The sequence below is a fragment of the Paracoccus pantotrophus genome, from assembly GCF_008824185.1.
GTDB classification, from domain to species: Bacteria; Pseudomonadota; Alphaproteobacteria; order Rhodobacterales; family Rhodobacteraceae; genus Paracoccus; species Paracoccus pantotrophus.
Genome location: NZ_CP044426.1, coordinates 1433023 through 1453299, shown reverse-complemented (window position 1 = coordinate 1453299; position 20277 = coordinate 1433023). Strand labels below are relative to the sequence as shown.

Sequence of the window (20277 nt, the reverse complement as noted above, 5' to 3'; positions counted from 1 at the left end):
ATGATTTTTGATCGGGAGGGGCCGCCTCTGCCCTGGGTAATCATATTGAGCAAAACCCGAGGATTTTACTGAACGGGCGGCATTCCGGTTGTTGCGGCTTTATATTGGCAACTATCGGTTGAATTGAGTGGATTTCGCCATGCCGGAATGCGATGCTGGGCAAAGGCAATTCGCAATCGAAGGTTGTTGATATGGCGGGTGTGATGCAATTTTTAATTGAAAGCGTCTCGGCTTTCTACATCGGCCACAGCCTGGTCGGCACGACGCTGCCGGGCATGATGCAGGGCCTGCTGGAAGAGCCGGTGGAAATGCAGATCCTCAACGGCGCCCCGCTCGAATGGCAGTGGAAGGAGGCGCATCACGCGCAGGGGGTGAACGGGCGCGAATGGCTGCCCGACCATGCCGTGGACGCCCTGGTCATTACCGAGCGCGTGCCGCTGGCCCCGGCGATAGAATATCACGACAGCCTTGGCTATGCCGCGAAATGGGTCGAACTGGCGCGGCAGTCCAATCCCGGGGTCAAGCCCTATCTCTACCAGACCTGGGATTATATCGACCCGGATTCGACACGGCCGTGGCGCGACCGCATCCTGGCGGACCTGCCGCAATGGCAGTCGATCGCCGATCACGTGAACCTCGACCTGCCCGAGGGGGCCGAGCCGATGCGGCTGGTTCCGGTGGGGCTGGGCATGGTGCGGCTGCACGATGCCGCCGAAGCGGGCAAGGTTCCTGGCGCGACCTCGATCCGCGACTTTTTCGGCGACGACATCCATCCGACCGAGCAGGGCGGGTCTTACTACATCGCCATGATCCATTACGCGACCCTGACCGGCAAAAGCCCGGTCGGGCTGACCAACCGTATTCCCGGCGGCAGCGGTCCCTATCCCCTCGTGCCCAAGGAGCAGGCCGCCGTGCTTCAGGAACTTGCCTGGCAGGTGGTGCAGGAGTTCGCCGCCGACTAGCGGCCGCGCGCCCATTCCTGGCGGTTGCGGCCCAGCCGCACCGCCAGCGCCACGGCGGCATAGGCGGCGAAACCCGGCGGATCGGCGGCGGCCAGCCGGGCGAGTTCCGCCCTGCCGGGGCGGACATGGCCCTGGCGCGGGGGCAGGTCGGGAAACAGCCGGGCGATCTCGGCCACGCCGGCGTCCTGGCGGCGCCGGACCCGGACCAGCGGCCCGAACCCCTCGGCCAGCGGCCATTCATAGGGCTCGTCCACCAGGAAACGCTCGGTTTCCGCGAATTGCAGCCGGGCGAAGGTGTCGTCCGAGATGACCTGCGGGAATGCCCCCCAGCGCGCGCGTCCTGCTTCGTTCACCGCGAAAAGCCCCGCGCCGGTGACGCCTTGGGCCACGAAGGGCAGCTTCTGCCAGAACCGGGCATAGGCGCGCGACACGGCGCTGCGCGCCGGTGCGACCACCAGCCGCCCGCCGGCATAGCGCGGCACGTCCGCGTCCAGCACGCGCATGATTCCCGACAGAAGGCGCGGTCCCATGCGGATGTCGGCGTCCAGATACAGCCGCACGCCCGGCCCGGCGCAGCCGTCGCCGTGGTTCAGCGCGCCGATCTTGCCGCCCTGCGCCAGTTCCTCGACCCGCAGCCGCCAGCCGCGCGCGGCAAAGGCCGACACATGGGCGCGGGCGCGCGCGGCGGTGTCATCGCGGCAGCCGTTGGCGACCAGGATCAGCTCGACCGGGCCGCCATGGTCCTGGCCCAGGACATGATCGAGGCAGGCGTCGATATAGGCGGCCTCGTCATGGGCGGGCAGGATGATGGTGCAGGGGGTCATCGGGTCGGCGCCGGGCTTTCGGACGGGCCGCGGCCGAATCGAGCGGCCCGGCAATCGGGGGCCGCGAATTGCGCGCCGGGGCCGACGGCCGGCGGCAACAGGGGCAAATGGCCGCGCGACGCCGGGAAATGCCGGGCATTGTCGGGATCGGGCCGGTTTTGGGTTGTCGCATTCATGGCCCCGACGCTACCATGCCGCTGCCGGGAAAGTCACCGGCAGGCCGCCGGCCTTGGGACGGCGCCGTTTCACCAGAGGCAGAGGGGCAACAGGTTTGACGCCCGCGAAAGGGAACGACCCGGACAGGATGCCGGTTGGACAGGCTGCGCGCGATGCGGCGCAGGGCCATGTCTCCAGCAAGTTCATCCGGCGCGAGGCGGCCCTGACCGCCATGGACGCGAAACATGCCAAGATCAGCGCGCAGCGGTTTTCGCTGTTGCGCACCCGCATCCTGCGCGAGATGCGCAGCCGCGGCTGGAGCAAGCTTGCCGTGGTGCCGGTGACGCAGGGTGCTGGCGGCACCTTCGTCGCGGTGAACCTGGCCCTGGCGCTGGCCCGCCAGCCGCATACGCAGGTGACGCTGATCGACCTGGATCTGGGCAGCCCCAGCGTGGCCGGCCAGCTGGGCATTCCGGGCTGCAGCGCGGTTTCGGCCGCGCTGGCCGGGGGCGGCGATCTGGACGCGCTGGTCTCGCGCGTGGACGAGGCGCCGAACCTGTCGGTCCTGGCCCCGGACCGGGCCGAGCCGGACGCGGCCGAGCTTTTGCAGGACGAGGCGCTGGCCCAGGCCATGCGGCGGCTGCACGACCGCCACCCCGCCCGGATCGCGGTCATCGACACCGCCGCCCTTTTGGGCGAGGATGCGGCGCTGGCCGCCCTGCCGCTGGCCGATGCGCTGCTGCTGGTCGCCGACGGGCGCCGCGGCACCGCCTCGGACATGGCGGAATGCGAAAGGCTGCTGGTCGGCATGCCGCCGGTGATGGGCGTGGTCCTGAACAAGTCGGAAGACTGAACAACGAATAGACAGGGTTCAAGATTTGGGACCGATTCAATCCTTGCAGGATCTGATCTCGATAATCTGGCGGCGCTTGCCGCTGGTGCTGACGATCGTGGTCCTGGGCGTGCTGACCTCGTTCTACCTGATCGTTTCCTCGCCCCGCGTCTACGAGGCCTCGGCGGTGATCCAGCTGGACATGCCGGCCGCCATCGACCAGGGCAGCGACAGTTCGCTGCCTGCCTCGCGCCGGGTGCAGCTGATCGAACAGCGCCTGATGGCGCGCGCCAACCTGCGCGAGGTGATCGAGCGGCTGGGGCTGTTCGCCGGCACCCCGCTGAGCGAGTCGGAAAAGCTGGTGGCGCTGCGCAACTCGACCCGGATCGAAAGCATCGCCGCCCCCGGCGTTTCGGTCGATTCCCGCATGTCGCTGGCCGCCATCGTCATCACCGCCCAGGCCGAGACGCCGACGACCGCGGCCGCCATCGCCAATGACTTCGCCAACAGCGTGGTCAACCGCGACCGCGAGAACCGCCAGGCCCGCATCCTGGAGGCGCAGGAATACCTGCGCAGCGAGGAACGCCGTCTGAACGAGCAGTTGTCCGAACAGGAGCGCAAGCTGGTCGAGTTCAGCGCCCGCAACGAGGATGCGCTGCCCAGTTCGCAGGAATTCCTGCAGACCCAGCTGGCCCAGCTGACCGAGACCGAGACGGCGCTGGACCGCGACATCATGACCTTGCAGCGCGAGCGGTTGTCGCTGGAGGCGGGGGGGCTTGCGGCCGAGGCCCGGCCCTCGGCCTCGCTGGTGCAGCAGATCCGTACCGCCGAGATCGAACTGGCGCAGGCGCGCCGGACGCTGGCGCCCGACCATCCCGAGATCCGGCGGCTGGAGGAAAACCTGAAGCTGCTCAACAGTGGCACCGGCAGCGGCGGACCGGACGTGGTTCGCCGCCAGGCCGAGCTGATCGAGGCCCAGCTGGCCAGGCTGAACGAACAGAAGGCCGGGATCGCGTTGCGCCGCACCGAGATCGACCGGGCCCGCGCCCGCGCCCCCGAGGTCAGCCGCGAGCTTGAGGCGATGACCCGCCAGCAGCGCCGGTTGCAGGACCGCTATAACGAGATCTCGCGCCAGCTGGCCCAGGTCGAAACCCAGCAGATGCTGATGCAAAACGACCAGGCCGAGCGTTTCGTGCTGCTGGAGCGTGCCTTGCCGCCGGAATATCCCGCCATGTCGAACCGCAAGAAAAGCGCGGTGATGGGGGCAGGGGTCAGCGTCGGGCTGGCGCTGGCCGCGGCCTTTGTCCTGGAGTTGCTGAACCCGGTCTTGCGGCGCAGCGAGCAATTCGCCCGTGCCACCGGAACCCGGCCGGTGATTTCCTTGCCCTATCGGCAGACGGCGGCCGACCTGCGCCGGCGCCGGCTGCGCAACATCTATATGGTCCTGCTTCTGGTGCTGGGCGTCCTGGTCGCGCTGTGGATGATCGGCAAGGTGCCCGGCCTGCCTTCGCCCGGCGTCGTGCCGATGCCGACCGACGGGATGGGCTGATGAGCGGGCAGGGCGGAAGCGAAACCGCCGCCGCGCCGGGCCGCAGCTTCGCCTCGCGGGCCCTGGGCAGCGGGGCCTGGTCCATGGCCAATTTCGGCCTGGGCCAGATCATGCGCCTGGGCTCGAACCTGATCCTGACCCGCATCCTCAGCCCCGACGATTTCGGCCTGATGGCGCTGGTCACCAGTTTCCTGATCGGCCTGACCATGTTCAGCGACATGGGCTTCGGCCCCTCGATCATGCAGAGCAAGCGCGGCGACGAGCCGGATTTCCTCGACACGATCTGGACGCTGAAGATCATCCGGGGCTTCCTGATCTTCGGCGCGGCCATGGTCATGGCCTGGCCGTTGGCGGTCTTTTACGACGCGCCGCTGTTCGGCTGGGTGTTTCCGGCTGCGGCCTGCTCGATGATCGTCGGCGGCCTCCTTCCGACCCGCATCGACACGGCCGCGCGCCATTTGCAGCTGGGCCGGCTGACGGTGATCGAGCTGTGCAACCAGCTGATCGGCATCCTGCTGACCGTCGCCGCGGCGCTGATCCTGCAATCGGTCTGGGCGCTGGTCTGGGGCAATGTGCTGGGCGCGCTGGTCCAGCTGCTGATGTTCCGGCTGTTCCTGCCCGGACACCGCAACCGGCTGCGGATGGAGCCCGAGGCCCGCGCCGAGGTGATGAAATTCGGCAAGTGGATCTTTTTCAGCACTATCTGCGGCTTCCTGCTGTTTCAGGGCGACCGGATCATCCTGGGGCGGGTGCTGACGCTGAACCAGCTGGGCATCTACAATATCGGCCTGTTCCTGGCCACGGTGCCGGCCATGCTGGGGTCGTCGATCGCCGGGCGGCTGTTCATCCCGATGTATCGCCAGCATCCGCCGGCCGAAAGCGCCGAGAACGCCCGCATCCTGGCCCGTACCCGCGCCGGGCTGACGGCGCTGCTGCTGGCGGTGGCGGTGGCGCTGGCCTGGGCCGGCCCGCCCCTGGTCGAGCTGCTCTATGACCCGCGCTATGCCGCGGCGGGGGGCATCCTGGTCGCCATCGCCTGCATCCAGATGCTGCAGGTCATCCCGCTGAGCTATGAATCGGCGGCGCTGGCGGCCGGGGATTCACGCGGCTTCTTCGTCGTGCAATCCACCCGCGCGGCGATCTATTTCGCGCTGGTCGCGGGGGGGGCGGTGCTTTACGGCCTGCCGGGGCTGTTGATCGGGCAGGCGCTGGCGCAGCTGTTGTGCTATCCGGCGACGGTCTGGCTGGCGCGGCGGCATGGTTGCTGGGATCCGCGCCACGACCTGATCGCCGCCGCACTCGCCCTTGTCGCGGCGGCGACGGCGCTGAGCGGCCATCGCGATGCAGTGCTGGCCGCGATGTCCCCCTGAGGCGTGCCGGCCGGCATTTTACCCCTTCCGGTTCCGCGTGGCCTGGCGCTATTGCTGCCGGAACGTCACGAGGAGGAGGCACCGGATGAGCGACGACAACACCCCGCGCAAGTCCCGCATCACGCGGGAAGAGGCTCTGGCCTATCACCTGGAACCCCGTCCGGGCAAATACGACATCGTGGCCTCGACCCCGATGGCGACGCAGCGCGACCTGTCGCTGGCCTATTCCCCCGGCGTGGCGGTCCCGGTCGAGGCCATCGCCGAGCGGCCCGAGACCGCCTATGACTATACCGTCAAGGGCAACATGGTCGCGGTGATCTCGAACGGCACCGCCATCCTGGGGCTGGGGAACCTGGGCGCGCTGGCCTCGAAGCCGGTGATGGAGGGCAAGGCGGTCCTGTTCAAGCGTTTCGCCGATGTGAACGCGATCGACATCGAGCTGGATACCGAGGATCCGGACGAGATCATCAATGCGGTGCGGCTGATGGGCCCGACCTTCGGCGGCATCAACCTCGAGGACATCAAGGCGCCGGAATGCTTCATCATCGAGCAGCGGCTGAAAGAGGTCATGGACATCCCGGTCTTCCATGACGACCAGCACGGCACGGCGGTGATCTGCGCGGCGGGGCTGATCAACGCGCTGGAACTGTCGGGCAAGAAGATCGAGGACGTGAAGATCGTGCTGAACGGCGCCGGCGCCGCCGGCATCGCCTGCCTGGAGCTGCTGAAATCCATGGGCGCGCGGCATGAGAACTGTATCATGTGCGACACCAAGGGCGTGATCTGGCAGGGCCGCACCGAGGGCATGAACCAGTGGAAATCCGCCCATGCCGTCGTGACCGAGGCGCGCACGCTGGACGAGGCGATGCAGGGCGCCGACGTGTTCCTGGGCGTCTCGGCCAAGGGAGCGGTGACGCAGGACATGGTGCTGTCCATGGCCGAGAACCCGGTCATCTTCGCCATGGCCAACCCCGATCCCGAGATCACCCCCGAGGAGGCGCATGCCGTCCGCCCCGACGCCATCGTCGCCACCGGCCGCTCGGACTATCCGAACCAGGTCAACAACGTCCTGGGCTTTCCCTATCTGTTCCGCGGCGCGCTGGACATCCATGCCCGCGCCATCAATGACGAGATGAAGATCGCCTGCGCCCGCGCGCTGGCGGAACTGGCGCGCGAGGACGTGCCGGACGAGGTCGCCGTCGCCTACGGCCGCAAGCTGCAATTCGGCCGCGACTACATCATCCCGACGCCCTTCGACCCGCGGCTGATCCATGTCGTGCCGCCGGCGGTGGCGCGCGCGGGGATGGATACCGGCGTCGCCCGCCGCCCGATCATCGACATGGAGGGCTATGTCCAGTCGCTCAAGGCGCGCATGGACCCGACCGCGGCGATCCTGCAGGGCATCCATGCCCGCGCCCGCCAGGCCCAGGCCCGGATGATCTTTGCCGAGGGGGACGACCTGCGGGTGCTGCGCGCCGCCGTGGCCTGGCAGCGCGGCGGCATGGGCCAGTCCATCGTCGTCGGCCGGGAAAGCGACGTGCGTGAAAAGCTGGAGGCCGCCGGCCTGGGCGACGCCGCGCGCGAGATCACCGTGGTCAATGCCGGCAATTCCCGCCATCTCGAGCAATATCACGAGACGCTTTATGCCCGCCTGCAGCGCAAGGGCCATGACCGCGAGGACGCGGTCAAGCTGGCCAATCGCGACCGCCATGTCTTTGCCTCGCTGATGCTGGCGCATGGCCATGGCGACGGGCTGGTGACGGGGGCCACGCGCAAGAACGCGCATGTGCTGGCCCAAATCGGCACGGTCTTCGACGTGACCCCGGCCGACGGCGCGGTGGGCATCACCGCGGTCCTGCACAATGGCCGGGTGATCCTGATGGGCGACACGCTGGTCCATGAATGGCCCGAGGCCGAGGATCTGGCCGACATCGCCACCCGCGGCGCCCATGTCGCGCGCGGCCTGGGGCTGGAGCCGCGCGTGGCCTTTCTGTCGTTTTCGAACTTCGGCTACCCGATCAGCGAGCGCGCGGTGAAGATGGCCCATGCGACCGAGGTGCTGGACGCCCGCCGCGTCGATTTCGAATATGAGGGCGAGATGACCGTGGACGTGGCGTTGAACCCGTCGCAGGCGGCGAAATACCCGTTCTCGCGGCTCAAGGGGCCGGCCAATGTGCTGGTGGTGCCGGCGCGGCACTCGGCCTCGATCTCGGTGAAGCTCTTGCAGGAAATGGCCGGGGCGACGGTGATCGGGCCGATCCTGACCGGGGTGCCGCAGCCGATCCAGATCTGCTCGACCGGTTCGACGGTGAACGACATCCTGAACATGGCCGCCATCGCCGCGGGACGGCTGGGACAGGTGAAGTAACCCGCCCCAAACCAAAGGCGCCCCCGGATCGGGGGCGCCTTGCCTGTTGCGTCGGGATCAGAACCGATACGAGGCGCGCAGCTGCACCAGATCGGTGTCCAGGTCGCGGCCGCTGATGCCGGTTTCGTCCTCCAGCACGTCCTTGAAGTCGCTGCGGCTGTATTCCGCGCCGACGGTGAAGCGCTCGGTGACTTTGAAATCGGCGCCGAGACCATAGGTCAGCCCGGTTTCCGAGAAATCATCGACCGAGATCTTGGCCGCGCCCAGCGTGACATAGGGCAGGAAGCGGCCCATGTCGGCACCGGCACGCAGCCGCAGCCGGGTCAGGTCGCCGTCGTCATAGTTCTCGTCGGGCGAGATCTTGTTGTAGTCCAGTTCGCCGCCCAGCACGAAGCGGCCCAGGTCGTGCTGATAGCCCGCATGCAGGCCATAGCCGTCGTAATCGCCGAAATCGGCCAGCGCGCCGCGATTGCTCAGGTCGCCGCTGCCCTTGCCGTATTGCAGACCGGCATAGAAGCCCGTCCAGTCGCTGTCCGAAACGGTCGTCACGGGCGCCGGTGCCACGACCGGCTGCTCGACCACGGGGGCGACATAGCCACCCGCATAGGCGCCACCGGCGATCAGCGAAACCAAAGCTGCGTATCCGACTTTCTTCATGGTGTTCTCCATTTAACTCGGACCGTCTGCCTACCACCCGGGGCCGGGATTGGAAGGCTTGGCGGGGTCGTGGCACGGACAAGTGACGGCCCGTTAGCCGCAGGGATGAAAGGCGATGAAAAAAGCCTGCCGATACAGGGGCTTCGCGCTCAAGCCGGCGTGATTGGGCGTGATGCGCGGTCAGAGATTTTGTCTAACAAATTGATAATGAACGAGTTTCAGCTTCCGGTTTCGTCGATCTGCCCAAAGCATTCGCCGCGCTCGGCCTGGCGCTGGCGTTCCCGGAAACGGGCGCGGTCGGCCTCGCTATATTCGCCCGCGCAGCGATGGCAGCAGACGCCGGGCTCATATTCCGGGCGGGTGCGGTCCTCGGGCGCCAGCGGGCGGCGGCAGGCGTGGCACAGGTCGTAGCGGCCCTGCCGCAGCCCGTGGCCCAGGCTCACCCGCTTGTCGAAGACGAAGCATTCGCCGCGCCACAGGCTTTCCTCCTCGGGCACCTCCTCCAGGTATTTCAGGATGCCGCCCTTGAGGTGAAAGACCTCTGCCACGCCCTCGCCCAGCAGGAAATTGGTGGATTTCTCGCAGCGGATGCCGCCGGTGCAGAACATGGCGATGCGCTTGTTGTGGAAGCGATGCGCATTCTCGCGCCACCAGGCGGGAAAGTCGCGGAAGCTGCGGGTGCCGGGATCGACGGCGCCGGCGAAGGAGCCGATCTCGACCTCGTAATCGTTGCGGGTGTCGATCACCGCCACGTCGGGGGCGCTGATCAGCGCATTCCAGTCCTGCGGCGCGACATAGCGCCCGACCGCGGCGGTGGGGTCCACCTCGGGCTGGCCCATGGTGACGATCTCGCGCTTCAGGCGGACCTTCATGCGGCCGAAGGGCATGGCCTCGGCGGTGCTTTCCTTCCATTCCAGCCCCGCGCAGCCGGGCAGGGCGCGGATATGCGCCAGCACCGCGTCGATGCCTTCGCGGGTGCCGGCGATGGTGCCGTTGATCCCCTCGGGCGCCAGCAGCAAGGTGCCCCTGACCCCGTTCGTGCAGGCGCATTTGGCCAGCGGCGGCTTCAGCGCCTGAGGGTCGGGAAAGCGGGTGAAATGGTAAAGCGCGGCGACGATCAGCATGGGCTGGCCATAGCGCCGCAAGGATGTGCAATCAAGTTGCCGCATTGACGCCCCCGCCGCCTGCGCCTACCAATTTTCCTGGGAAACAGGAGAGGCGCCATGGCACGGGCCCTGATCGTCATCGACATGCAGCTGGATTTCTGTCCCGGCGGCCGGCTGGCGGTCGCCGGCGGGGACGAGATCGTGGCAGGGGTCAACGACCTGATGGCCGATTTCGACACCGTGGTGCTGACCCAGGACTGGCATCCGCAGGACCATGCCAGCTTTGCCGACAACCATCCCGGCGCAGCGGCATTTTCGCAAGTCGAGATGCCCTACGGCCCGCAGGTGCTGTGGCCGGCGCATTGCGTGATCGGCTCGGCGGGGGCGGGGTTTCATCCGACGCTGGCCGTCGATTGCGCCGATCTGGTGATCCGCAAGGGGTTCCGGCTGCAGATCGACAGCTATTCCGCGTTCTTCGAGAACGACCATCGCACCCCCACCGGCCTGGCCGGATATTTGCGCGACCGCGGCATGGACGACCTGGCCTTCGTGGGCCTCGCGCATGACTTCTGTGTCGCCTGGTCGGCCATCGACGCCGCCAAGCTGGGCTTTCGCGCCACCGTGATCGAGGAGGCCACCCGCGCCATCGACCTGAACGGCTCGCGCGAGGCGGCGCGCGAGGCGATGCGCAAGGCGGGGGTGGTGCTGGCATGATGATCCCGACGGTCGATATCGCCACCCGCGTCTATAACCACAAGTGGAAGATCGACCCCATCGTCCGCTCGCTGATCGACGACGATTTCTACAAGCTGCTGATGTGCCAGTCGGTGTTCCGCAACCGGCCCGACACGCAGGTCACCTTCAGCCTGATCAACCGCACCAGCCGCATCCGCCTGGCCGAGCTGATCGACGAGGGCGAGCTGCGCGAGCAGTTGGACCATGTCCGCGGCCTGTCGCTGACGCGGGGCGAAAGCACCTGGCTGCGCGGCAATACCTTCTACGGCAAGCGGCAGATGTTCCGCCCGGATTTCATGGAGTTCCTGGAGAAGCTGCGCCTGCCCGCCTATCACCTGGAAAAGCGCGACGGCCAGTATGAGCTGGTCTTCGAGGGCCGCTGGCCCGAGGTCATGCTGTGGGAGATCCCGGCGCTGGCGATCATCATGGAGCTGCGCTCGCGCGCCGTCCTCAAGGACATGGGCCGGTTTGAATTGCAGGTGCTCTATGCCCGCGCCATGGCCCGGCTTTGGGAAAAGATCGAGGAATTGCGCAAGCTCGGCCCGGACCTGCGCATCGCCGATTTCGGCACGCGGCGGCGGCACAGCTTCCTGTGGCAGGACTGGTGCGTGCAGGCCATGGTCGAGGGGCTGGGCGACGAGCGGTTTATCGGCACCTCGAACTGCCTGATCGCCATGCGCCGCGACATCGAGGCCATCGGCACCAATGCCCATGAACTGCCCATGGTCTATGCCGCGCTGGCCGACAGCGACGCGGAACTGCGCCAGGCCCCCTATCGCGTCCTCGCCGACTGGCACGAGGAGCATGACGGGATGCTGCGCATCATCCTGCCCGATACCTATGGCACCCAGGGGTTCCTGGAGCACGCGCCCGACTGGCTGGCCGGCTGGACCGGCATCCGCGTCGACAGCGGCGACCCGGCCGTGGGCGCCGAGACCGCGATCCGCTGGTGGCAGGAGCGCGGCGAGGATCCGCGCGACAAGCTGATCATCTTTTCCGACGGGCTGGACGTGGACAAGATCAAGGATCTGTTCCGGCGCTTCCACGGCCGGGCCAAGATCAGCTTCGGCTGGGGCACGCTCTTGACCAACGACTTCCGCGGGCTGGTGCCGGGCGACGGGCTGGCGCCGTTCTCGCTGGTCTGCAAGGCGGTGGCGGCCGAGGGGCGGCCGACCGTCAAGCTTTCCGACAACCCCGAAAAGGCCACCGGTCCCGAGGAGGAGATCGCGCGCTACAAGCGCGTCTTCGGCGTCGGCCAGCAGCAGCGCATGGCGGTCGTGGTCTGATCCGCCGGCTCGGTCGGTGCCTTGCCGCTGCCGTGGCATATTCCTTGCCGGAGGCGCCGGATGGCCGTCGAACGAGATCGCGCCGTCGTTACCGTCGTCTTGCAGCAAGACCCGGCTAATCGCGCGTCCGGCAACGCCTGCCGCCGGCTTTGGCGGCTGGGACAGGGTGTCCCGCCGCGCGACGGCCGCGCCGCGCTAGAGCCGGTCGCGCCAGCGGTTCACCAGCGGATAGCGGCGGTCGAGCCAGAAGGCCTTGGTCGAGATGCGCGGCCCCGGTGCAGCCTGGTAACGCTTCCATTCGCTGCCATAAAGCAGGGTCTCGACCTTCTTGACCGTCTCGGGCTCGAAGCCCTGCGCGACCAGGTCCTTCAGCGCCAGATCCTTCTCGACCAGCCCCTCCAGGATCGCGTCCAGCACCTCATAGGGCGGCAGGCTGTCCTGGTCCTTCTGGTTCGGGCGCAGCTCGGCCGAGGGGGGCTTCGAGATGATCTGCGGCGGGATCACCTCGCCCGCGCGGCCCAGCATCCAGTCGCGGTGGTTTTCATTGCGCCAGCGGCAGGTCTGAAAGACGCGGGTCTTGTAGAGATCCTTGATCGGATTGTAGCCGCCGGCCATGTCGCCATAGATCGTGGCATAGCCGACCGCGACCTCGGACTTGTTGCCGGTGGTCAAGAGCAGCTCGCCGAACTTGTTCGACAGCGCCATCAGCATCACGCCGCGCAGCCGGGACTGGATGTTTTCCTCGGTCGCGTCGGGCTGGGTGCCCGCCATCAGATGCGCCAGCGCCTCGCCGACCGCGTCGCGGGCGCCCTCGATATGCACGGTGTCCAGCCGCGTGCCCAGCCGGGCCGCGCAATCGGCGGCATCGTCGAGGCTGGCTTGCGAGGTGTATTCGCTGGGCAGCATGACGCAGCGGACGTTCTCGGGGCCGATGGCGTCGGCGGCGATGGTCGCGACCAGCGCCGAGTCGATGCCGCCCGACAGCCCCAGCACCGCCTTGCGGAACCCCGACTTGCGCATGTAGTCGCGCAGGCCCAGCGTCATGGCGCGGTAGTCCTGTTCCCATTCGTCGGGCTGGTGGTCCATCCGGCCCGGCACCGCGCGCCAGCCCTGCGGCGTGCGGGTGAAATCGACATGCGCCAGCATCTCGTCGAAGGGGGCCAGCTGCATGACCTTGACCGCACCGCCATCCTCGCCGGGGTTCAGCACGAAGCTGCCGCCGTCATAGATCTGGTCGTCCTGCCCGCCGACCGAGTTCAGGTAGATCAGCGGCAGGCCGGTCTCGACCACGCGGGCGACCATATGGCCCATGCGCAGGTCCAGCTTGCCCCGATGATAGGGGCTGCCGTTCGGGACCAGCAGGATCTCGGCCCCGGTCTCGGCCAGGGTTTCGCAGACCTCGGGCCACCAGGCGTCCTCGCAGATCGGGCTGCCGATGCGCAGCCCGTCCAGGCTGTAGGGCCCCGAGATCGGCCCGACATTGAACAGCCGCCATTCGTCGAACAGCTGCTTGTGCGGCAATTCATGCTTGAGCACCCGCGCCGCCACCCGGCCGCCCTTGAGGATCCAATAGGCGTTGTAGAGCCGGTCCTCCTCGGCATAGGGGCCGCCGATGCCGATGGCGGGGCCGTCGGCGCAGTCGCGCGCCAGATCGACGATATGCGCCATCGCTTCCTGCGTGAAGCCGGGCTTCAGAACCAGGTCCTGGGTCTGGTAGCCGGTGATGAACATCTCGGGCAGGGCCAGCAGGTTGGCGCCGGCCTCGCGCGCCCTGGCCCATGCCTCGCGCGCCTGGGCGGCATTGCCGGGCAAATCGCCCACGGTCGGGTTCAGCTGTCCAAGGGTGATGCGGAACGTGTCGGTCATGGCGCTTCCTTACCGGATCTCGGCCCGTTGATAGGCGACGGCGCGGCAAAGGAAAAGTCGGGCTTTGCGCCGGCGCGCCCCTTGCGATAAACCGATGGCAAAAGCAGCAACGAGGCGGAGTGCAGCACCCATGAAGGCAGCCCTTGTCGCCTGCGCGGTGATCCTGGCCGGCGCGGGCATGGCCGGCGCGCAGGCGGTCATCACCAAGCAATATGACGACGGCGGCGTCTATGAGGGCACCTTCCGCAACGGCAAGCAGCACGGCCGCGGCACCTACAGGCTGCCCTCGGGCTACGAATATACCGGCGACTGGGTCGAGGGCGAGATCCTGGGCCAGGGCGTGGCGAAATTCCCCAACGGCTCGGTCTACGAGGGCGCTTTCGCCGGCGGCAAGCCGCATGGCAAGGGCAAGATCACCTATGCCGACGGCGGCAGCTACGAGGGCGACTGGCAGGACGGCCAGATCGTCGGGCAGGGCGTGGCGCATTACGCCAACGGCTCGGTCTACGAAGGCGGCTTCCTGAACGCGCTGCATGACGGCAAGGGCGTGCTGACCCAGCCCAACGGCTATCGCTACGAGGGCGACTGGAAGGCCGGCGTCAAGGAGGGCCTCGGCAAGATCACCTATCCCGACGGCGCCAGCTACGAAGGCGAGATGCGGGCCAACCAGCGTTCCGGCCAGGGCAAGCTGAGGATGCCGGACGGGCTGGTCTACGAGGGCAGCTGGTCGGCGGGGCAGATGGCCGGGCAGGGCAAGCTGACCCAGCCCTCGGGCGACGGCTATGAGGGCCGCTTCGCCAATGGCAAGCGCGAGGGCAAGGGCGTCGCCACCTATGCCAATGGCGACCGCTACGAGGGCGATTTCCGCGCTGACAAGCGCTGGGGCACCGGCACCTTCACCGGCACCGACGGCTATGTCTATACCGGCGACTGGGTCGAGGGCCGCATGGAAGGGCTGGGCCGCATCACCTATCCTGACGGCTCGGTCTATGAGGGCGCGCTGATGGCCGACCTGCCGCATGGCCGCGGCCTGATCACCTATCCGGACGGCGCCAGCTATGACGGCGAATGGGTCGCCGGCGTGATCGAGGGGCAGGGCGTCGCCAAATACGCCAACGGCCTGGTCTACGAGGGCGGCTTCAAGCGCGGCCGCAACGAGGGGCAGGGCCGCATGACCTATCCGGACGGCTATGTCTATAACGGCGCCTGGCGCGACGGGCAGCGGCACGGGCAGGGGCAGGCGACCTATCCCGACGGCACCACCTATGACGGCTCCTTCGTGGACGGGCTGCGCCATGGCAAGGGCCGGCTGATCGCGCCGGACGGTTTCCGCTACGAGGGCAGCTGGAAGCAGGGCGAGATCGACGGCGAGGGCGTCGCGACCTATGCCAATGGCGATGTCTATAGCGGCCATTTCGTCATGGGCAAGCGCCAGGGCGCGGGGGTGATGCGCTATGCCACCGGCCAGGTCGCCTCGGGCGAATGGGAGGACAACCGCCTGGCCGTGCCCGCCGAGGGCGCGGCAGTGCCCGAGGGCGCCGAGACGCCAGATGGGGCGGTGCCGCAGGAGCCTGCCGTGGCAGAATAGGCCAGGGTTCGGGGCGACCGTCCGCCTTCGCCTTGTTCGTGTCGGATGCTGCGGGCGGCTCTCCCATCATGGGATCAGAAGAGCGAGGCGGTCCAATCTGATTCGCGGCCTGACAACATGTGCTGTCGGAACTGGACCCATTGCGAACTCGTCTCGCCCGTCGTCCCGCGAAGGACACCTTCCCACCAGCGGTGGAGCTCTTGCTTCTTGCCTACACGATTATGCTGCCGTGACTCCCTCCCGCGACCAGCGGAAATCGCTGCCATCAATCCACATTCTGTGCATGATCACGGCAAGGCGTCGGGCCAGAGCCACAACCGCCTTCTTGAGGCCGGCTCGCTTTGCCAGGCTCATGGCCCAGGCTTTCAGCCATGACCATTTCTTGACCCTGCATGCTCTTGCGCTTTTCGGCACCCGATTGCGCCAAGATTCCGCACCCAGTCGCGTGATCCTTCGGCGCCTGCCCGCCGCCAAAACAATAGTGATTCACGAAATCCAGGTTTTCACGGCGAACGGCGCTTGGCGTGAATACACGGATGTAAACTCGTGAAACGCGAGCTCTGTCTCGCCGGGCATATAGGGCACGGCCTCGCTAGCGGTAGTTGTAAACCTCGCCCGGATGGCCGGTGTCAGGCGGATCGTTCCATGAAAACACCCGGCCATCGTTCGCGCGATGGTTCGCCCGCACCTGATCGTCGTTCTAGCAGCGCCAGACGTATTGGTCTGGCGACCCTGCCTGCTTCAAGGTCAGCCGAAGCGGAATGCCCTTGCACAGATAAGCATCGAACGTCGTCCGATACGCTTCCGTGTAAATCATGTTCATGTCAGAGAACCCCCGTGTCGCCGAGGATTCTCCAACAGAAACTGCCAAGATTCGGTTACAAGATTCGGTTAATGGTGCGGGCGTTGCGGCCCGTTCTAATCCACCAGTCGCACCGCCGCACTCTCGGGCCAATGCGCGAAGGGCAGCACCCGCCCGTTCCGCCGGCTTTCGGCCACCAGGTCCAGGTCCAGCTCGGCCTTGACCCAGCCTGGCACGTCCATCAGCCCCTCGGCCAGCACGCCGCTTTCCGGCCAGAGCCCGTCGGGGGGCGCATAGATCGCCGCGGCGCCGCGGTTCTCGTCGATGGCGGGGTTCCAGTCCACGCAGCCCACCGTCGGTGCCTGCACCACGACGCATTGGCTTTCCAGCGCGCGGGCCATGGCGCCGATGCGGACCCGGTTGAACCCCGCCACCGTGTCCGTGCAGGAGGGTACCAGCACCACCTCGACCCCCGCCTCGGCCAGCGCGCGGCCCAGCAGCGGAAACTCGCTGTCATAGCAGATCAGCACGCCCAGCCGCCCGACGGGCGTGTCAAAGACCCGCAGGCCGGGGGCGCCGACCACGTTCCAGTCCTCGCGCTCGAACCGGGTCATCACCTGCTTGTCCTGATGGCCGATCCGTCCCCGCGGCCCGAACAGCACCGCCCGGTTGACCGGGCGCGGCCCGTCGAAACAGGGCCCCGAGGCGGCCAGGATATGCAGCCGATGCCGCGCCGCGAGTTCCGCATGCAGCGCGTCGCGCGCGGCCTCGTGCCGGGCGACCTCGTGCAGCGAGGCCTCCAGGTCGCCCGCCACCTCGCGCCCGCCCAGCGAGGCCAGCTCCATCGCGCCATATTCGGGAAAGACCAGCAGATCGCAATCGGCGGCCTTCTCGACCCAGGCGCCGATCTTGGCGCGATAAGCGTCCAGATCCGCCAGCCAGTCGAAGGGATAGGCGGCGGCGGCGATTTTCACGATCCGGCTCACAGGGGTTTCATCCAGAATTGCAGGGATTTGCGGGTCGACCGGCTCTCGCCGATGTCCTTCCAGTCGAAACCGGCGACCACGCCCGGCAAGGGCGCATAGCCGCGCTTCAGCCAGAACCCGTCCAGCGGGCGATAGGCGGGGGGCCGCAGTGGGTGGTCCTCGGGGCGAATCACGCTGCAAAAGGCGCTGTAGCGGCGGCCAAGCGCCCGGGCCTGCGCCTCGCGCCCGTCGAAGAAGGCATGGCCCAGGCCATGGCCGCGATAGTCCGGCAGCAGCACCGATTCGGCGCAATAGAAGATCTCGTCCAGCCGCTCGGGCCGGTTGGCGAAGGCGGCGGCGAAATCGCCGGCATGGTCCTCCATCGGCGCGCCGGTCGCGGCGCCGACCATGCGGTCGCCGTCCCAGGCCGCGACCACCACCGCGCCGGGCGACTGATAGGCATGCAGGTAATCGCGCTCATAACCCAGGTCGCCGTCATAGAGATAGGGCCAGTCGCGGAATACCGCGATGCGCAGCCGCGCCAGGTCGTCCAGCACGGCGGCAACCGCATCCCCGGTCAGGCATTCGGTGCGGATCACGCCGAGACCTGCCCCGAGACCTGCCCCGAGACCTGCCGCGTCCAGTCGGCGAGGTTGTAATAGGTCGTCACCCGCGCGATCTTGCCGTCGCGGATGGTGAAGAAGGCACCGGCGGGCAGGACATAGGTCTGGCCCTTCGCCTCGGGCAGGCCCTCGTCGGTGGCCAGGTAGGTGCCGTTGACCACGAATTCCGCCGCCGCCCGGTCGCCGGCCTCATTGGCGAAGATCACCATGCCGGTCAGTTCCTCGCGATAGCTGCGGGTCATGTGGGCGTTGAACGCGGCGAAGGCCGCCTTGCCGCGGCGGATGCCGCCCTCGTTGACGTGATGCTCGACCTCGTCATGCAGATAGCCCAGCATCTCGTCGGTGCGGCCGGCGTTGAAGGCGTCGTAATAGGCGGCGATCAGGGCCTTGGTATCCATGGCGGTCTCCTTCTTTGGTCCCCCTCTAGCGCGCCTGTTTGGCTGCGTCACCTCCGCCCTTTGGCGGATGCTTTTTTATTTTGTCTGTGGGAGTCTGAGGATTTCCTCGTGTTTTTTGATGGCCTGGTCGATGTTGTCGAAGATTGTGAGGCTTGCGTTGTGCAGGACGGCGCCCATGGTGCACATGTTGCGGATCATGGGCATGGAATGGCTGACGACGATGGCGGATGATCGGGCCATGCGCTCGGCGAAGACGCGCTGGGACTTGGCGCGGAAATTGGCGTCGCCGACGCTGGTGACCTCGTCGACCAGATAGGTGTCGAAATGGATGCCCATCGAGGTGCCCATGGCCAGCCGCGAGCGCATGCCCGAGGAATAGCTGCCGAAGGGCTGGTGGTAATGCTGGCCCAGCTCGGCGAAATCGGCGACGTAATCGACCAGCTCGTCGGTGTCCACGCCGTAGATGCGGGCCACGAAGCGCACGTTCTGCGCCCCGGTCAGATCGGGGTGGAAACTGCCCGAGAACCCCACCGGCCAGGAAATCGTGCCGTCCGACAGCACCCGGCCGGCCGTGGGCAGCACGGTGCCGGCGATGATGCGCAGGAGCGTCGACTTGCCGGCGCCGTTGCGGCCCAGAAGCGCCACCGAGGCCCCGGTCGGGAACTCGGCGTTCAGATTGTCCGCCACCAGGGTCTCGCGGCCGTTGAGCCGGTAGATCTTGGTCAGGTTCTCGAGCCGGATCATGGCGCTAGCGGCGGTCGCGGACGCTGTAATAGACCAGCACCAGGATCGACCAGCCGGCCAGCAGCATGCCGGTGATCATCGCCCAGAGCCAGGGCCGGTCCGGCTCGGTCGGGCTTTGCGCCACCTTGGGCTCGATATGGGCGGCCAGGTAGCGGGCCTGGCGCTGCGCCTCGGCCAGCGCCGTCTCATGGGCGATGCGGGCCGAGCGATAGGCGCCCTCGGCGAATTCGCGGTCCACGGCCAGCTTTTCGTATTCCGCCATCAGCTGGGCATAGCTTTCGCCGGCCGGGCCCTGGCCCTCGGCGCCGAACTTGGCGCGCTCGGCCTCGATCAGCCGGCGCAGCGCGTCGATCTTCTGCTGGGACTGGGTGACGCGGTGGTCGGTGGGCTGGGCATTGTCCAAAAGCAGGTCATGGGCGACCAGCGCCTCGGCCAGCTGCGCCTGCAGCCCGCTCAGCACCCCCATCTGCCCGGCGAGATCGGCCTCGGGATCGACGATCTGCGAGCGCATGCGGAAGGCGGTCATGGCCTGGCGGGTCTCGGTCAGCTCGGCGCGGGCCTTGTCGAGCTCGGCCTTGGCCAGGCGGGTGGCGTCGTCCTGGGCGATGGTCGAGAGCTGGTTGATCTTGTCCGAGCTTTCCTGGAACACCGCCGCGGCGATCTGCTGGGCGTCCTCGGGGGTGAAGGCGCTGACCTTGAGGGTGATCAGCTGGGTGGTGCTGTCGTAGAGCACCTTGACCTGGCGCTGCCAGTAATCGGTCAGATCCTCGACATGGCCCTCGGGGTCGAAGGCGAAGACGAAGTCATGCGGCCAGGCGCGCGAGAAGCGGGCGCGCAGGTCGAGGCTGGCATCGATCCTTTCGACCATGTCCTGGCTGCGGATGTATTCGTAGAGGATGTCGGTATCCGAGGCGCTGCCGCCGGCGCCGGTCAGCGGCGCCAGCCCGCCCAGGAGATCGATCGAGGAGGTGGACTGTTCCTTGCGCACCGAGAAGCCGACGGTCGAGACATATTGGTCCTCGGCGCGCAGCCAGAGATAGCCGGCCCAGGCGAGGCTGGGCAGCACCACCAGCGCCAGGAAGGAGCCCAGGATCAGCCAGTGCCGGCGCCGGGGCTCGGCCATGCGGGCCGGCGGGCGCAGGGGCTGGGCCGGAGCGGGGGCGGGGGCCGGAGCGGGGGCCGGAGCGGGGGCCGGCGCGGGCGGCCGGGAGGCAGGGGGCGCGGCAGGCGGCATGGGCCGGACCGGGATCGGCTGGCCTTGCGGGCGCAGCGCCGGCGGCCTGGCCTGGGCTTGCGGCTGGGGGCCGGCCTGGGATGGAGCCTGGGATGGGGCCCTGGATTGGGGCTGCGCCTGGGAGGCGGCCGGGGCCGGCTGGCGATCCTGCGCCGCCGGCCCGCCTTGCCCCGATGGCTGCCCCGATGGCTGGCCCGATGGCTGGCCTTGTT

The 20277-nt window shown here is 67.7% G+C and carries 17 protein-coding genes and 1 pseudogene; 8 read left to right on the top strand and 10 right to left on the bottom strand.

Annotated features, from left to right (window positions below):
- The first annotated feature begins 203 nt into the window (after positions 1–203).
- Positions 204–962, top strand: coding sequence for a hypothetical protein (locus ESD82_RS17700; protein WP_244314545.1), 759 nt, complete (start codon positions 204–206; stop codon positions 960–962).
- On the opposite strand, the gene ESD82_RS17695 is transcribed toward ESD82_RS17700, so the two are convergent.
- Complete coding sequence (locus ESD82_RS17695; protein ID WP_024844123.1) at positions 959–1786, bottom strand: glycosyltransferase; 828 nt, start codon at positions 1784–1786, stop codon at positions 959–961. The two genes, ESD82_RS17700 and ESD82_RS17695, sit on opposite strands and share 4 nt — an antisense overlap.
- A gap of 304 nt (positions 1787–2090) precedes the next feature.
- Here ESD82_RS17695 and ESD82_RS17690 point away from each other — a divergent pair, with 304 nt between their 5' ends.
- From ESD82_RS17690 to ESD82_RS17675, 4 genes are all read left to right on the top strand, one after another.
- Positions 2091–2795 carry a P-loop NTPase family protein gene (locus ESD82_RS17690; protein WP_024844124.1) on the top strand — a complete coding sequence of 235 codons (705 nt, stop codon included), beginning with the start codon at positions 2091–2093 and terminating at the stop codon, positions 2793–2795.
- Positions 2796–2838: 43 nt separating this feature from the next.
- Positions 2839–4323 carry a GumC family protein gene (locus tag ESD82_RS17685; protein WP_147427712.1) on the top strand — a complete coding sequence of 495 codons (1485 nt, stop codon included), beginning with the start codon at positions 2839–2841 and terminating at the stop codon, positions 4321–4323.
- Positions 4323–5693, top strand: a complete 1371-nt coding sequence (locus tag ESD82_RS17680) for an oligosaccharide flippase family protein (protein WP_024844126.1) — start codon at positions 4323–4325, stop codon at positions 5691–5693. The genes ESD82_RS17685 and ESD82_RS17680 overlap by 1 nt, the downstream gene beginning before the upstream one ends.
- An 85-nt stretch (positions 5694–5778) precedes the next feature.
- On the top strand, positions 5779–8061 hold the full coding sequence (locus tag ESD82_RS17675) for an NADP-dependent malic enzyme (RefSeq protein WP_024844127.1): 2283 nt from the start codon (positions 5779–5781) through the stop codon (positions 8059–8061).
- 57 nt (positions 8062–8118) lie between these two features.
- On the opposite strand, the gene ESD82_RS17670 is transcribed toward ESD82_RS17675, so the two are convergent.
- Positions 8119–8718, bottom strand: coding sequence for an outer membrane protein (locus tag ESD82_RS17670; protein WP_147427713.1), 600 nt, complete (start codon positions 8716–8718; stop codon positions 8119–8121).
- Between the two features lie 218 nt (positions 8719–8936).
- A complete protein-coding gene (trhO, locus tag ESD82_RS17665; protein ID WP_147428281.1) occupies positions 8937–9842 on the bottom strand; it encodes an oxygen-dependent tRNA uridine(34) hydroxylase TrhO in 906 nt (301 codons plus the stop codon).
- Between the two features lie 99 nt (positions 9843–9941).
- Between trhO and pncA the strand changes: the two genes are divergently transcribed.
- Positions 9942–10538: a bifunctional nicotinamidase/pyrazinamidase gene (gene pncA / locus ESD82_RS17660; RefSeq protein WP_147427714.1), complete on the top strand. Its 597-nt coding sequence runs from the start codon at positions 9942–9944 to the stop codon at positions 10536–10538.
- Entirely contained in the window at positions 10535–11845 is a 1311-nt protein-coding gene (gene pncB, locus ESD82_RS17655; protein ID WP_024844131.1) for a nicotinate phosphoribosyltransferase, read from the top strand. The genes pncA and pncB overlap by 4 nt, the downstream gene beginning before the upstream one ends.
- Before the next feature lie 195 nt (positions 11846–12040).
- Here pncB and ESD82_RS17650 read toward each other — a convergent pair whose 3' ends face one another.
- Complete coding sequence (locus ESD82_RS17650) at positions 12041–13711, bottom strand: NAD+ synthase (RefSeq protein WP_024844132.1); 1671 nt, start codon at positions 13709–13711, stop codon at positions 12041–12043.
- A 130-nt stretch (positions 13712–13841) separates the two neighbouring features.
- Between ESD82_RS17650 and ESD82_RS17645 the strand changes: the two genes are divergently transcribed.
- Positions 13842–15299: an MORN repeat-containing protein gene (locus ESD82_RS17645; RefSeq protein WP_147427715.1), complete on the top strand. Its 1458-nt coding sequence runs from the start codon at positions 13842–13844 to the stop codon at positions 15297–15299.
- Positions 15300–15518: 219 nt separating this feature from the next.
- On the opposite strand, the pseudogene ESD82_RS22330 reads toward ESD82_RS17645, so the two are convergent.
- The 6 genes and pseudogenes from ESD82_RS22330 to ESD82_RS17610 form a co-directional block, all read right to left on the bottom strand.
- Positions 15519–15668: pseudogene (locus tag ESD82_RS22330) on the bottom strand (IS110 family transposase); the annotation flags it as partial.
- Positions 15669–16217: 549 nt separating this feature from the next.
- A complete protein-coding gene (locus tag ESD82_RS17630; protein ID WP_024844134.1) occupies positions 16218–17075 on the bottom strand; it encodes a carbon-nitrogen hydrolase family protein in 858 nt (285 codons plus the stop codon).
- 8 nt (positions 17076–17083) lie between these two features.
- Complete coding sequence (locus ESD82_RS17625; protein WP_024844135.1) at positions 17084–17665, bottom strand: GNAT family N-acetyltransferase; 582 nt, start codon at positions 17663–17665, stop codon at positions 17084–17086.
- Positions 17662–18087: a ketosteroid isomerase-related protein gene (locus tag ESD82_RS17620; RefSeq protein ID WP_024844136.1), complete on the bottom strand. Its 426-nt coding sequence runs from the start codon at positions 18085–18087 to the stop codon at positions 17662–17664. Before ESD82_RS17620 ends, ESD82_RS17625 begins: the two co-directional genes overlap by 4 nt.
- Positions 18088–18162: 75 nt before the next feature.
- Complete coding sequence (locus tag ESD82_RS17615) at positions 18163–18831, bottom strand: ABC transporter ATP-binding protein (RefSeq protein WP_024844137.1); 669 nt, start codon at positions 18829–18831, stop codon at positions 18163–18165.
- Positions 18832–18835: 4 nt separating this feature from the next.
- A complete protein-coding gene (locus tag ESD82_RS17610) occupies positions 18836–19954 on the bottom strand; it encodes a capsule biosynthesis protein (protein WP_036764947.1) in 1119 nt (372 codons plus the stop codon).
- Positions 19955–20277: the final 323 nt, after the last annotated feature.

Coding starts and splice junctions, on each gene's coding strand:
- ESD82_RS17690 (WP_024844124.1), top strand. CDS start 2,091: ATGCCGGTTGGACAGGCTGCGCGCGATGCGGCGCAGGGCCATGTCTCC.
- trhO (WP_147428281.1), bottom strand. CDS start 9,842: ATGCTGATCGTCGCCGCGCTTTACCATTTCACCCGCTTTCCCGACCCT.
- ESD82_RS17650 (WP_024844132.1), bottom strand. CDS start 13,711: ATGACCGACACGTTCCGCATCACCCTTGGACAGCTGAACCCGACCGTG.
- ESD82_RS17610 (WP_036764947.1), bottom strand. CDS start 19,954: ATGGCCGAGCCCCGGCGCCGGCACTGGCTGATCCTGGGCTCCTTCCTG.
- ESD82_RS17700 (WP_244314545.1), top strand. CDS start 204: ATGCAATTTTTAATTGAAAGCGTCTCGGCTTTCTACATCGGCCACAGC.
- ESD82_RS17620 (WP_024844136.1), bottom strand. CDS start 18,087: ATGGATACCAAGGCCCTGATCGCCGCCTATTACGACGCCTTCAACGCC.
- ESD82_RS17670 (WP_147427713.1), bottom strand. CDS start 8,718: ATGAAGAAAGTCGGATACGCAGCTTTGGTTTCGCTGATCGCCGGTGGC.
- ESD82_RS17645 (WP_147427715.1), top strand. CDS start 13,842: ATGAAGGCAGCCCTTGTCGCCTGCGCGGTGATCCTGGCCGGCGCGGGC.
- ESD82_RS17680 (WP_024844126.1), top strand. CDS start 4,323: ATGAGCGGGCAGGGCGGAAGCGAAACCGCCGCCGCGCCGGGCCGCAGC.
- ESD82_RS17695 (WP_024844123.1), bottom strand. CDS start 1,786: ATGACCCCCTGCACCATCATCCTGCCCGCCCATGACGAGGCCGCCTAT.
- pncB (WP_024844131.1), top strand. CDS start 10,535: ATGATGATCCCGACGGTCGATATCGCCACCCGCGTCTATAACCACAAG.
- ESD82_RS17675 (WP_024844127.1), top strand. CDS start 5,779: ATGAGCGACGACAACACCCCGCGCAAGTCCCGCATCACGCGGGAAGAG.
- pncA (WP_147427714.1), top strand. CDS start 9,942: ATGGCACGGGCCCTGATCGTCATCGACATGCAGCTGGATTTCTGTCCC.
- ESD82_RS17615 (WP_024844137.1), bottom strand. CDS start 18,831: ATGATCCGGCTCGAGAACCTGACCAAGATCTACCGGCTCAACGGCCGC.